We start from the raw sequence: 12,947 nt of genomic DNA, 5'->3' as shown, positions 1-12,947 counted from the left end.
ACGAGCCGCGTTGGATTGGTTATGCCCAGGCTAATCGCCTTTTGGATAACTTGCGCGGTTTAATGGAAAAGCCCATGCGCCCACGCATGCCTAATCTACTGATTGTTGGTGACTCCAATAACGGGAAGACAACGATTATTCGGCGCTTTCAGAAGTTGTATGGAGAGGGCTATGTCAATGAGAATTCGGAACCCGTTAAACCGGTCATTGTGAGCGAAGCACCGCCCAGCGCAGATGAAAAGGGTTTGTATATAGCGATTCTGGAGCGCTTTTGGACTCCATACCGGGCAACAGATCCGGCCTCCAAGCTACGCTATCAGGTGGTTCATCTGATGCGAGACTGCCATGTGCGAATTTTGGTTATCGACGAATTTCACTCACTCCTGACCGGGACGGTGACCAAGCAGCGCGAGGTCATGAACGCCGTCAAGTTGCTATGCAACGAATTGGCGATTCCCATCGTCGGCGTAGGCACCAGAGAGGCTGTCCGGGTTTTGCATACGGATCCACAGCACGCCAGCCGGTTTGATGTGGTCACGCTCCCAACCTGGGAATTGAATCCAGAATTTCAGCAGTTGGTGGCGAGTTTCGAGAGAGTGCTGCCGCTAAAAAAGCCTTCATTATTGCATCAGGCCGAAGTGGTTAGCCTACTCTTTGCAGTTTCGGAGGGGAATCTTGGTAATTTGCACCGGCTTTTGGTGGAATGTGCTGTAGAGGCTATCAAATCGGGTGCAGAAAGTATCGATAAATCCATCATAGAGGGGAAACAATGGCTCCGGCCTACTCGTGGCATTCGGGAGCTGGTGTAGATCGCTCGCGTTGGGTGCGTTCGGTGCCTCTGCTGCCCGATGAGATCATTTCATCGTGGTTGGTTCGGGCGGCGCTTGCACAAGGCTGTGATCCGATGGTGCTTACTGGTGAAGTATGGCCTAAATGGCGTATTTGGACGAGAGATGTGGACCGTTTTCTTGATGACGGCCCGTTGAGGTTACTGGTAGCCCCGTCCGGGATTTCATTTGGCTGCTTCCGTGCTGCAACACTTAAACCTATTGCTGCGCGGGTCACTACAGGACCTCTTCCTGGCAAAGCCGTGTGGTCATGGATATTGGCGCTGGGTGCCCGGAACACCAAGCGGCGAAGTGGCCTGCAGTATTGTCCAGTTTGTCTGCGCGATGACCGTATCCCCTATTATCGCCTGCAATGGCGCCTCGCGTGGCATGTGGGTTGCGAGCATCATCATTGTGCCCTACTGGACCGCTGTCCCCGTTGTGCGGCGCCCTTGGAGCCTCACCGACTGCACGCGGAGGATGGCCTTGCGGCGATTTGTGCGAGCTGCAGAGGCGATTTGCGGGGTGTAGGCGCTGTTACGCCCTGTTTGGACGATGCAATGGCATTCCAGAACGCAGGCGATGAGGCGATACGTCATGGCAGTGGTCAGTTTATGGCACACCGGACAGAGGCCGATGTATGGTTTGCCGGTGCGTCTTTTTTGTCCTCGTTATTACGAAGGGCTAATCGCAGCGATGCGGAGGCGTTGCACGTATTTCTGGAGCGGATGGGGGTTGCAGTCCCTGAGTTACCGCTGAATCCCGGCACAGGGGTTGAACTGCTCGGCACAGCGGAACGCCACCTGTTGCTGGGTGCACTATGGAAGCTGATGCGAGCCGACATGCCCGACGTGTCCCTGCGCCTGCAGGAATCGGGTATTACCCGCCAAGGCTTTGTGAGCAAGGGAGAACGGATGCCAGACTTGTTTGCTGAGCTTTTTGCGCAGCTGCCGGATAACGCCAGAGGGCCCAAAAAGCAGGCAGTACGCGATCCTGGCCAGCCACGGCCGCGTCACGAAGTAATACGTATGTGGCAACGATTGCAGCGCAAGCTGGAGATGCAGCAGCGATGATGGATACCATGGTAACGGCCTCGGCTGAGGTGAGGTGCGACGAATGTGGCAAGCGGGGGAAAAAGATAACGCGTGTTCACCTTGGCCATAAGTATTGTGCTACATGCTATGCACGAGAATTCAAGCGTCGACTTTGTCCGAAGTGTGGGAATTACGCACGGTTGCCGCGCAGGGATATGGCTGCTGTGTGTCGTCGCTGTGCGGTGGATCGGCCCTGCATCCGGTGTGGAAAGACAGACTTCCGAGTGGGACGGGTGACGCGCTCTGGTCCGGTATGTAATTCTTGTGCAAAATATTTCAGGGAGGCTAAGGCCTGTGAGATTTGTGGCAATTTGTCGAAAAGGCTAACGAGAGTATCTCGGTTCAATCACAATCTACGGCTTTGCCCAAAATGCGCCCATGCTGATTACGGAAACTGCCAGGGATGCCACCACCATAGATTACTAACAATGACTGATGATGGAATGCGGCTGTGCAAAGTCTGTCTCGATGGTGGAATGATCCCCTGTCAGGAATGTGGGCAATCTATGCCGGCTGGCAGAGGTACCCAGTGTGAACACTGCTATTGGCGAAATCTCCTGACAAAGCGGATAGCCATGAACCTGGCAGCATTTTCTACGCCGGTTATGGCGGATCATTTTGGGCGATTTGGTGCGTGGTTGGCCGTCACTGTCGGGGATAACAAGGCTGCCATTACCCTGAACCGCTATCTTTCCTTCTTTCTGGAGATCGAAAAAGTCTGGCAGTCCATTCCAGACTATAAACGATTGATTGCTTATTTCAGTGCCGAAGGGCTACGCAGGGTGAGGCTTCCCATGCGATGGATGCAGGAAACTGGGCTAGTGGTCAAAGATGTTGCTGTGCAGACAGAAGATTCCGAGAAACGGCAAATTACTGGTATGCTGAAGGCGCTGGAAGACGATCCGGCAGGTCTGCGGATACTGAAAGGCTATCACGACACACTTTTGGTGAATGTGAAGGCTGGAAAACTGAGTTTGCGCTCGGTGCGCCTTGCCATGGCGCCTGCGAAAGCCCTGTTGCTGGATATCCAGAAAATGGGGCTGGAGAAGCCGGATCAAAGGACAGTGGATGAATACTTGGCTAAGGTTCCAGGTCAACGCGCGAGTCTGACCGGTTTTGTGCGGTATTTGCGTGAGTCGCATTCTGTGGTTGTTGCGATGCCTAAAGCCAAAAATGGCGCGGCCCAGAAGGCCCGTCAGCGCAAGTTAGAACAGGAACTGCTGGTGATGATGCGTGATGGCGGGAAAGGCGAGGAGTTTTTGCGCCGGTGGGTTTCGGTGGGGCTGGCATATTTTCATGGGGTGCCGACCAAGGTGGGGCGTAGGATGGACCTGAAAACGCTGAAGGTTGATGGTGGGGATGTGGTTTTGGATTTTTCAGGAAAGTCATACTGGATGCCATTGCCCAAAGGAACCTCCAATAACCCCGATTTTTGAGTGGAGCAGCCCGCGAAGACTCGGTACGCTCCTGAGAGACGATTTCTTGATATGGCGGTTTGGAAGTGGCGACCTAACTTCATGAATCCGTGAATTTCCTGTGACGTCAGTGTTTGTGGTGCGTCAATTAGTGCCGATAGATGAACAGCTGGCAGCCTGTCGGAGAAAAGTATAACATTCTGTTTCTATTGCATTTATGGAACTTGCGCAAAAACACTGTGCCTAATGTAATCAATAGGTTGTAAAGACAATCCGACATAAGGCTGCTAGGTAGAACACATTCCCTACCCGTCGGTTTATTTCACCTCATGAATTATATCAGATCACTACCCGGCTCTCTAGGATTCTGAAGCGTGTTGAGGCTTCGGCGCAACTGCGTGTCCATCTGCTAACGCTGGCTGACAAGCAGACCGACTTTCATCTACATGGAACGTCGCTGTTTCCGGCGTTTCTGCGGACTAGAACACCCTCTAACTAGCAATCAACCACTTCTTCGTCCGCACACAGGACATTCTGCTTCAAGTAGATAGCCAAACCAAATGCCTTGACAATAACTACACCAATGTCCGTGAAAACCCACCCCGACACGGGCGCCTGCAGCTAAGTGACGGGCCATTGGTGAGTAACCCAACTCCCGAAAAGGCGTCGTCTCCTCAGACCCCTTTGCTCGCAGAGGAATGACGTTACCTAGGGATACCTTCTTCTTGCTGTTCATCGGAGCAACCTCCAACGTTGTCACGGCAATCACAGGACTAACATCATAATCTCTTTGGCGTTGCGATTCTAGAATGGGTGCTAGCCCAACAGGGTAAATTTGTTCTGCTAGGCCGCCCATGTAGAAACAATGGGTTAATTTCTGTCCGATCGACTCAAGAGTTATTGAAATCAATCAGTTACCGATAGAACAAATTTACCGTGGGGCTAGCCCAAAGGCGTAATATCCTCTTTGTCCAATTCTACATGGCACCTCGATCAACCCCTAAAAATTTGACCACACGGCTTGAAAAAGCTGTCTGCTACTCAAAAATGGCTGTTTTTAGCTAGATGTCCCGTGTTTAGGACGCATAACGCCCCCAGAAAGACCAAACAGCGCATATTGTAGACCACCGCTGCTCGCCTGGAGCGAAGCGGGGGCGAGTAGTCCCCGGCAGGCAACGCGGCGAGCTGCAACTGCCGAAACGGCCGCGCCAGCTGGGAGTGCAGGCGAGTGCTGTGCCGCATGGTTGTCGTCAGTGGGAGACGAGTGTACCGTTCGCGCCCCAACGTAGGCGGGACGGTGCGCCGGTGACCAGGACGTCCTGGGTCCATTTATCTAATCGCCAGCGCAAGGCCGATCGCGCATGGACGCGCGAAAAGGCATCTGATCACGGCGATTCTCCTTCCATTCGGGTCCGTGCCAGCTCTTTGTGAAGGACGCTGACCTCGCCTTCCAACTCCGTCACAGAGCGAGATCCTGGCGCACTCAGCGCTCAGGACTGCGAGCGTTGGCCACCCAGCCCACCAGTGTGCCCTTGGCAACCGGTAACCGCTGGGATGCCTCCCGCAACGATAAACCCTGCTCTAAAATCAACTGGATAGTTTCTGCCCGAAACTCCTTTGGGTACGGCGGTACTTTCCTGGTCATAGCATCCTCCTCGATCCATTGTATCCAACCGGGAGTGTCCACAAGACTCGGCTACCTCATCTCCGAGCATACGCAAGGCGGCTACACCAGGATGCTTGGTATCATCTGTGCCGTAGACCGTGCTGGCTTCCAGCGTTTTGTCTGCCCGGGGTAATGCGCTCGGTGCCGCCCACCTCATCCACAAGCTGTAGCGCAGCATCCACCTCCGCTGTCCCATCCGCCGTGGTGACCTTCTCTGCGGCAATCAAGCTATGCCGGTTATCCATGAGCACATGCCCCAGATACGCCAGCCGCGAGGCATCCCCGGGTGCCTTCTTGTAGAGGCGGCAATCGGGGTCCGTTACTGAGGCATGGGTGTCATTGCTTCCCTTCTGCCCACGGAAATCCGAGCCGTCGCCCTGCCGATCTTCGGGATCTTTGGGCTGAAAGGATTTTTGTGAAGCCCAAGCCTCCAGCAAGGTGCCATCCACAGAGAAATGCTCCTCGGACAGCAATCCCTGATGCCTTGCTTGCCCCAAGACCGTCTGAAAAAAGCGTTGCACGATCCCCGTTGTCTAGCAAGCGATCGCGGTTCTTGGTGAACACCGTGGGCACCCAAATCGGATCATCCATGCCCAAGCCCACGAACCAGTGGAACAGGAGATTGTAGTCCAGCTGTTCGATGAGCTGCCGCTCGGAGCGCTCGCTGTAAAAGACCTGCAGCAGCAGAGCGCGAAGCAGGTGCTCAGGGGGAATCGAGGGGCGACCCAGGTCTGAGTAGATCTGGTGGAAATGTCCGTCAAGCTCTGCTAGGGATCGGTCCACGATCACCCGGATAGCAAGTAGGGGATGATCCTTCGGCACTCGCTCCTCGGGGGACAGATAACTGAACAGCGCACCCGTCTCTACCTTGACTCCACGCATGAGTAACCCCTCCGTGACCTGTTCCGGCAATTATACCACGGACTTTTTCGGCAGCCTGCTAGGTTGAGATATTGTACCTCCTGATTTTATTTGCCAGTCCGACACGTGATAACCCTAGATGTGCAGCCGCTTTGCTTTGATTGCCTTGGAATCGGATTAACGCAGCAGAAACTAATGTTTTTTCCAAGGACTCTACCTGATCTTTTAGTGATCCAGATAACTCTGATGTGGAGATAATCTGATTGTGCTCGGTGTTATTGCGAATGGCTGCAGAAAGTTGTTTCGAGCCAATGGGCTCGCCGTTGGGGGTTAGAGCAATTGCTCTGCGTACTTCGTTTTCCAACTCCCTAACATTTCCAGGGAAGGCATAATTTTGCAGCAACTCTTGCGCTGTTTTCTCGAAACCTATATATTTTTTCCCCATAGAAGCGGCGAAAGATTGCGCAAAATGTTCGCCAAGCATTAATATATCCTCCGGTCTTTCGCGTAGAGGAGGTATTTTGATTTCTATTCCCTTGAGTCGATAGTAAAGATCTGCTCGAAATTTTCCTTGATCCACCAAGCTTTCTAATGAAAAGTTGGTGACGGCGATCACGCGGATGTCCGCCTTATGAATACGATCGCTACCAACGGGTTTGATTTCTCCTGATTGTAAAAAACGAAGAAGGCTTGCTTGTAGATGTTCGGTCATGCCTTCAATTTCATCTAGTAAAACCGTTCCACCATCGGCGGCAGAAAATAGTCCTAGGCGATCACTTATAGCCCCTGTGAATGAGCCTCGACGATGGCCAAAAAGCTCAGAATGAAGTAATTCCGGGGGAATGGAGCTACAGTTTTCCGCAAGAAACGCTTGGCTTTGCCGCCTACTATGGTAGTGAATACCGCGCGCGAGTAGCTCTTTTCCAGTTCCAGTCTCACCGTATATCAGTACGGGAAGGTCAGTTGCTGCTGCCTGCTTGGCCAGATTGCAAACATCCGCCATTGCTCGACTACAGTAGAACAGTTCACTGAATTTTTCTTGCGGATTGGAATCACCCCTTTCCGGGACGTTTATGTTCCCGGATTTGAGCAGTAGTTCGTGGCTTAAGCGACGATAGGAGCTTGCTAGTTCATTATATTCAACTGCACGTTTAAGGCTGATGGCGACGAGATCCGGAATAAGCGGTTTGCGGAGATATTCATATACTGCCGCAACATAAAGTGCATCGTGGATGGATCGTGAATCGGCAGCCATTCCAGATAAAAATCGGAGAGTTGCAGGCTGCTTTGTGCGCAGGGCAAAGAGGCATTCGCATCCCGCCATATCGGGCAATTCATCATCGCAAATCACCGCATCGACACGTCGTGTCGCTATGATTTGTAGGGCAGATGCCGCGTCATTGGCAATGATACACTCGTAGTGCGCGGATAGCTGCAAGGACAGGTTGCGCGCCTCTTGGTCATCGGGAAAGACCAGCAAGAGTGCGGGAGAAAGGGGGAGAGTAGAAGCCATCACCGTTCCGACTGTAAAGACTATTTGCAAGTGTTATAGCAACTTTCTTTGCTGCAACGCAAGAAGGCTGGGGAAACAGTAGACGGGTATTCGTAAAAACAAAGGGTTATAAGTTGGCATCGTTCTTGCTGCCTTAGCAGGGCACACCAATGGTGGTGATTGCATCGATAAGGAGGACTTCCCATGGCAAACCTTCTCTGGCTTCAGGGCGGTGCCTGTTCTGGAAACACTATGTCGTTCTTGAATGCCGAAGAGCCTAGCGCCTGCGACTTGGTAACCGATTTTGGTATTAATGTGCTTTGGCAGCCGTCGCTTGGAATGGAATTAGGCGACAACGTGCAAAAGATTTTGCGCGATTGCGTCTCCGGAGCGATACCGCTTGACATCTTTGTCTTTGAGGGCACGGTGGTCAATGCCCCAAACGGCACGGGGACTTGGAATCGTTTCGCTGGCCGACCAATGAAAGAATGGGTAAAAGAACTGGCGGGTGCTGCTCAGTTTGTAGTGGCGCTTGGCGACTGCGCTACTTGGGGTGGCATTCCGGCGACGGCACCTAACCCTAGTGACTCGCAAGGGCTGCAGTTCCTGAAAAAGGCGCATGGTGGCTTTCTGGGCGCCAACTACCGCAGCAAGGCAGGTCTCCCGGTCATCAACATCCCCGGCTGCCCCGCTCACCCTGACTGGGTGACTCAGGTATTGGTTGCGGTGGCAACAGGACGAGCCGGAGAGTTGGCCCTAGACGATTTGCAGCGGCCAAAGACGTTTTTTAAGAGCTTCACCCAGACGGGCTGTACTCGCAATATGCATTTCGCCTACAAGGTATCGGCGACGGAATTCGGGCAACGCAAAGGTTGCCTGTTCTACGACCTAGGGTGCCGAGGCCCGATGACCCATTCGCCCTGCAATCGCATCCTCTGGAATCGTCAATCTTCGAAGACTAGGGCTGGTATGCCCTGTTTGGGTTGTACGGAGCCGGAGTTCCCATTTTTCGACCTTGCACCTGGATCGGTATTCAAGACGCAGACCGTAATGGGTGTGCCGAAGGATCTCCCGGCTGGCGTTGATAAGGGCGCCTATATTAAGCTGACCGCAGCCGCAAAGAGTGCATCGCCGGCATGGGCTGAGCAAGACATTTTCGTGGTTTGATCTCTAATAGGAGAAAGCAATCATGGCAACAGCAGTTGAAACATTAGATATCAGCCCGGTCGGTCGGGTGGAAGGCGATCTGGATGTCCGTGTAGATATCCGTGACGGTGTTGTCGTAGAGGCCTACACTCAGGCCGAACTCTTTCGCGGTTTTGAGGTAATTTTGCGGGATAAAGATCCACAGGCAGGCTTGGTGGTGACTCCGCGAGCTTGCGGTATCTGCGGTGCTTCCCATCTAACCTGCGCTGCTTGGGCTTTGGACACGGCATGGAAAACCCAAGTGCCTCGTAATGCAATTCTGGCACGTAATATTGGGCAACTGTCCGAGAGTCTACAAAGTCTCCCCCGCCACCACTATGGTCTATTCATGATCGATGCAGTGAACGAAAACTACCGGCACAGCAAGTACTATGAGGAAGCAGTAAAGCGTTATTCTCCATTCACTGGAAAAAGTTACGAAATCGGAGTGACTATTTCTGGTAAACCGGTAGAAATCTATGCTCTGTTCGGTGGACAGTGGCCGCACTCCAGTTATATGGTTCCAGGTGGAGTGATGTGCTCACCAACGCTTTCGGATATCACCAGATCTTGGTCTATCCTCGAATATTTCCGGACGAACTGGCTGGAACCTGTATGGCTTGGGTGCTCGATGGAGCGCTATGAAGCAATCAAATCCTACGATGACTTCATTGCTTGGCTCGATGAGCGGCCTGAGCATGCAAACTCCGATTTAGGAATGTACTACCGTATTGGCGAGGATATTGGGCTGACGAAATTTGGAGCAGGATTGGGTAAATACATTACTTGGGGGTATTTGCCAGACGAGGATCGTTATCAGCGTCCGACGATCGAATCGCGGCAGCAGTCAGTGTACATGAAGGCCGGGGTCTATGATGCCAAGGCTGACAAGTTCTATCCTATGGACCAAGGAGTTACCCGCGAATCTACAACCCACGGATGGTACAACGAAGGTCCAGACCCGGTGCATCCATTTAATCGCACAACGCAGCCAATGCAGGCAAATAATCGTGATTTTAATGGGGCCTACACTTGGTGTACCGAAGTGGCGCATGAGCAGCTTGGACGTCTTGAAGCTGGTCCGCTATCCCGCGAGTTGATCGCGGGCGGTGACCTTGGTGAATCTTGGCAACATTCGGATCCCTTGGTTCTGGACATGTACAAGAAGATGGGACCAAGCGTGTGGCTCCGGCATTTTGCGCGGATGCACGAGGCGTGCAAGATCTATCGTCGTATCGAACACTGTTTGCGGGAGTTTCGGCTGGATGAGCCTTTTTATATCAAGCCTAAGGAGCAGGATGGCCAAGGTTGGGGGGCGACTGAGGCGATTCGTGGCGCGTTGGCCCACTGGATCGAAATCAAGGGGGGTAAGATCAGCAACTACCAGATTATCGCTCCAACGACGTGGAATGTCGGGCCGCATGACGCTCGTGGCGAGCGCGGGCCGATTGAGGAAGCTCTGATCGGCACGCCGATCCAAAACCCGGCGGACCCTGTGGAAGTTGGCCATGTGGCCCGTTCCTTTGACTCATGTTTGGTTTGTACGGTACATGCTCATGATGCCAAAACTGGCAAGGAGCTGGCGCGATTCCGGACAGCATAGCGGAGTCTTGTTCCGTCTAAACGCTCTTGACCCGCATAGCGGGTCAAGAGTGACCAACGGCTGATCAAAGGACCGCGACCATGAAAGACGAATTTCAACACGAGGAGCAGATTCGGGGCCAAATAGCTCAGCTACTGAGGTCTGGGCTACAAACAGAAACAACACCATTTCCAGAAGACAGTATGGCTTTCGCGGCCATTCTACATCGTATACGAGATGAAGCGGAAAATAACCTTACTAAAAAACTGATCATAAGTGGCTTTACGGATTATCCAGTAGGGGAAGATAGGCAACGTTGCCAGGAATGCATGTATTACTTAGTACATCGACGATGGTGCGATCTTCCAGAGCTGGACGTGCCAGTGGAGCCGGACTGGTGGTGCAGATTGTGGCGGATCTGACGTACTCTCGAAGATATGCAAGAGATGTGATGGTTGTGCAGAGTCTTAAGTAGGGGGTTTTTATGGTCGATGAACCGATAAATAAGAGTGCAGAGGATAGTCAATTGCGGCAGGAAATTGCGGAGCTCTTGCACGCCGGGCTGACGACAGACGTTGAGCCCCGAGCCTATGAATCAGAGATGATTCAGAGAATTGTGGCAGAACTACAAGATGTACCCCATTCCGACCTCAGAGGAAAACTTGTGAAAGCCGGATTTACCGCAGAACCATATCGAGGTGACGAAGGGATAGAAGAGGCCTGCGAAACCTGTATGTATTACCTATCGCAAAGGCGATTTTGCCAGTTACCAGAATTAATGTTACCGGTTGAACCGGACTGGTCCTGTCGTTTGTGGCGAATATGAAAGGACGAATGGTCATCGGTTGTGGTAATCTATTTCGGCGAGATGACGGTATTGGGATTCACGTCATAGAGCTACTACGTAAGGAGCGGGTTCCAAATGATGTCGAGATCTTCGATGCCGGAACCGCCGGACTAGAGATCATTTTTCAGGCTCGCGACTGTCGTGAACTGGTCATCATTGATGCATGCCGCAGTGAGAGCGAACCGGGTGCTGTATTCCAAGTGCCAGGGAACGAGTTGCCGCTGCCTTATACACCGACGCTTACGTTGCATGACTTTCGCTGGGATCATGCCTTGTACGCAGGTACGCGCTTATTCGGAGACAACTTTCCGCAATCTGTCACAGCATTTCTCGTAGAAGGCGGTGACTTTGGCTTCGGCGATAGTCTCAGTAGGGAGGTTCGTCAGGCGCTTCCCAAGGTGGTCCAGCAGGTTTTGGCCTTTTTGATATCTTCTCGTGAGGTTGGCGATGGAAGACTTGGCCCAAGTGAAACTTGAACTGCCGCTTCGCCGGGGCTTCCTTCAAATCCCTTTCCAAGCTCACCAACACTACCTTGGGGGGTGTGAGGTAGTAGCTTTCCTTTGGTGCGACCCGTGGGTCGAATGTATCCCGTTGCACAACGAGGCGGTGGGGGGGTTCCTGTTGAAGGTGTGCAACCGGGACGGGGACCGGGCGGTAGATCTTCGTGGCTTTCTCCGGGAATGCATGCTCGGTGATCCTGCTGATCAGGTATTGCTTTTTTCTTGGAACGCCGATCACGTCGCGTGGCGAACTCGGTGGGGTCCGGGGCCGGCAGATAAAAGATAGTTATCATTTTATGCAATCATAGTTGACATACCCCTTTTCTTCGACTAACCTTTAAATCGAAGGCTCTGCTTGGCAGAGCCGGGCGTTACTCATGGGGGCACCATGCCAGAAACACGAGCAACTACGGACTTCAACTCTGCAATTCGAGCAGCACGGGATCCGGGAATTCCTGCCGGGGAACGTGCGGAGATGCTGATGGAGATTGCGCTTGGGCTGCAACGGAAGCCTCGCGAACCTTCCGATCTGGGTTACGCAAACCAACTATACAATGAAGCTTTGCAGATCTGTCCGGAAGACGACCGTCTTCTCTATGGCCGCCTTCTGGCCGGTCAGGGCAGCGCGTTCATGGCTATGCCAGGAGGCTATGAACTTTTGCAGCAGGCGCTGGAGCGTTTCCAATCGGCAGAGGTGACGCTGCTGGATCTGGCAACTCCGGAGGAGCTTGCTGAATTGGAGATGAATATCGGTTTGGTTTTGCAGAGCTTGGCGGTGGAAGGGCAAGCCCGTTTTCCAGATGCTGTTCGTCGCTATCACAGTGCACTTAAGATATTTACCGCAGAAAATCATCCCCGAGAATTTGCGATCATTCAGAACAACATTGCAACCGCTTACCTGTCGATGACTATGGGAGATGATGCTGGTAAAATGCGCGAGGCGCTTGCTGTTCAGGCCTATGAAGCGGCGCTCAGGGTATTACGATTGGAAGACCACCCTGCCGAATATGCTATGCTTCAGAATAATTTGGGTAATGCGTTGCAATATGCCAGCAGCGCCCACCCTATAGAGAATAATCTGCGAGCGGTACAGTGCTATGAAGAGGCGCTTAAGGTGCGTACTACCGCTGATCGTCCCTTGGAATATGCAAATACTATAAGCAATTTGGCAAATGCTTTAAGTAATTTACCCGACGATTCTGAGCAACCAGAGCTTGGACAGTCCAAGAATCTTGACCGAGCCCGCCACCTCTATGCTGAAGCGGAAACAATATTTCGAGAGCACGGTGAGCTAGCTAAAGCTCGGCTGGTAGCTGAAACGCTCCAGGAGATCCGAGAGCATGTGTTTGGCGCAGATCGTGTGCATTAAAAGAAAGGAGGGTAATAACAATGTCTTTAATTTCGATGAATATTTCAGGAATGACGGTTGCCTGGGTAGTGGTTGGCACGCTTACTGGCGTCGTAGCTGGCGCTGTATC

At 52.6% G+C, this 12,947-nt stretch carries 9 protein-coding genes and 2 pseudogenes; 8 read left to right on the top strand and 3 right to left on the bottom strand.

Going from position 1 to position 12,947, the window contains the following annotated elements; genetic code table 11:
* The 4 genes and pseudogenes from AC2VNM_RS08415 to AC2VNM_RS08400 form a co-directional block, all read left to right on the top strand.
* Positions 1-809, top strand: an 809-nt coding sequence (locus AC2VNM_RS08415; RefSeq protein ID WP_486913147.1) for a TniB family NTP-binding protein, incomplete at its 5' end; no start/stop codon positions are given.
* A pseudogene (locus AC2VNM_RS08410) lies at positions 770-1,189 on the top strand (TniQ family protein); the annotation flags it as partial. The gene AC2VNM_RS08415 and the pseudogene AC2VNM_RS08410, both read left to right, overlap by 40 nt.
* A gap of 198 nt (positions 1,190-1,387) precedes the next feature.
* On the top strand, positions 1,388-1,900 hold the full coding sequence (locus AC2VNM_RS08405; protein WP_486913148.1) for a hypothetical protein: 513 nt from the start codon (positions 1,388-1,390) through the stop codon (positions 1,898-1,900).
* A gap of 596 nt (positions 1,901-2,496) precedes the next feature.
* Positions 2,497-3,357 (top strand): hypothetical protein, encoded by an 861-nt coding sequence (locus tag AC2VNM_RS08400; RefSeq protein WP_486913146.1) that lies wholly within the window; start codon positions 2,497-2,499, stop codon positions 3,355-3,357.
* A 1,462-nt stretch (positions 3,358-4,819) separates the two neighbouring features.
* Here AC2VNM_RS08400 and AC2VNM_RS08395 read toward each other — a convergent pair.
* From AC2VNM_RS08395 to AC2VNM_RS08385, 3 genes and pseudogenes are all read right to left on the bottom strand, one after another.
* A complete protein-coding gene (locus AC2VNM_RS08395) occupies positions 4,820-4,981 on the bottom strand; it encodes a transposase (RefSeq protein WP_486913144.1) in 162 nt (53 codons plus the stop codon).
* Between the two features lie 116 nt (positions 4,982-5,097).
* Positions 5,098-5,884, bottom strand: a pseudogene (locus AC2VNM_RS08390) (IS5 family transposase); the annotation flags it as partial.
* Between the two features lie 58 nt (positions 5,885-5,942).
* Positions 5,943-7,376: a sigma-54-dependent transcriptional regulator gene (locus tag AC2VNM_RS08385; RefSeq protein WP_486913143.1), complete on the bottom strand. Its 1,434-nt coding sequence runs from the start codon at positions 7,374-7,376 to the stop codon at positions 5,943-5,945.
* 183 nt (positions 7,377-7,559) lie between these two features.
* Here AC2VNM_RS08385 and AC2VNM_RS08380 point away from each other — a divergent pair, with 183 nt between their 5' ends.
* From AC2VNM_RS08380 to AC2VNM_RS08365, 4 genes are all read left to right on the top strand, one after another.
* A complete protein-coding gene (locus AC2VNM_RS08380) occupies positions 7,560-8,522 on the top strand; it encodes an NADH-quinone oxidoreductase subunit B family protein (RefSeq protein ID WP_486913142.1) in 963 nt (320 codons plus the stop codon).
* A gap of 22 nt (positions 8,523-8,544) precedes the next feature.
* Entirely contained in the window at positions 8,545-10,143 is a 1,599-nt protein-coding gene (locus AC2VNM_RS08375) for a nickel-dependent hydrogenase large subunit (RefSeq protein ID WP_486913141.1), read from the top strand.
* An 801-nt stretch (positions 10,144-10,944) separates the two neighbouring features.
* Positions 10,945-11,445: a hydrogenase maturation protease gene (locus AC2VNM_RS08370; protein ID WP_486913140.1), complete on the top strand. Its 501-nt coding sequence runs from the start codon at positions 10,945-10,947 to the stop codon at positions 11,443-11,445.
* Between the two features lie 412 nt (positions 11,446-11,857).
* Positions 11,858-12,838, top strand: coding sequence for a hypothetical protein (locus AC2VNM_RS08365; protein WP_486913139.1), 981 nt, complete (start codon positions 11,858-11,860; stop codon positions 12,836-12,838).
* The last annotated feature ends 109 nt before the right edge of the window (positions 12,839-12,947 follow it).

This window comes from Acidithiobacillus sp. TH-A67 (genome assembly GCF_057473545.1).
The sequence above is the reverse complement of the archived record's forward strand: the minus strand, read 5'-3'. Positions and strand labels throughout refer to the sequence as shown.

Excerpts from the sequence above, each read along its gene's own strand:
- AC2VNM_RS08365 (WP_486913139.1), top strand. The coding sequence starts at position 11,858 with ATGCCAGAAACACGAGCAACTACGGACTTCAACTCTGCAATTCGAGCA.
- AC2VNM_RS08400 (WP_486913146.1), top strand. The coding sequence starts at position 2,497 with ATGAACCTGGCAGCATTTTCTACGCCGGTTATGGCGGATCATTTTGGG.
- AC2VNM_RS08375 (WP_486913141.1), top strand. The coding sequence starts at position 8,545 with ATGGCAACAGCAGTTGAAACATTAGATATCAGCCCGGTCGGTCGGGTG.
- AC2VNM_RS08385 (WP_486913143.1), bottom strand. The coding sequence starts at position 7,376 with ATGGCTTCTACTCTCCCCCTTTCTCCCGCACTCTTGCTGGTCTTTCCC.
- AC2VNM_RS08370 (WP_486913140.1), top strand. The coding sequence starts at position 10,945 with ATGAAAGGACGAATGGTCATCGGTTGTGGTAATCTATTTCGGCGAGAT.
- AC2VNM_RS08395 (WP_486913144.1), bottom strand. The coding sequence starts at position 4,981 with ATGACCAGGAAAGTACCGCCGTACCCAAAGGAGTTTCGGGCAGAAACT.
- AC2VNM_RS08380 (WP_486913142.1), top strand. The coding sequence starts at position 7,560 with ATGGCAAACCTTCTCTGGCTTCAGGGCGGTGCCTGTTCTGGAAACACT.
- AC2VNM_RS08405 (WP_486913148.1), top strand. The coding sequence starts at position 1,388 with ATGGCATTCCAGAACGCAGGCGATGAGGCGATACGTCATGGCAGTGGT.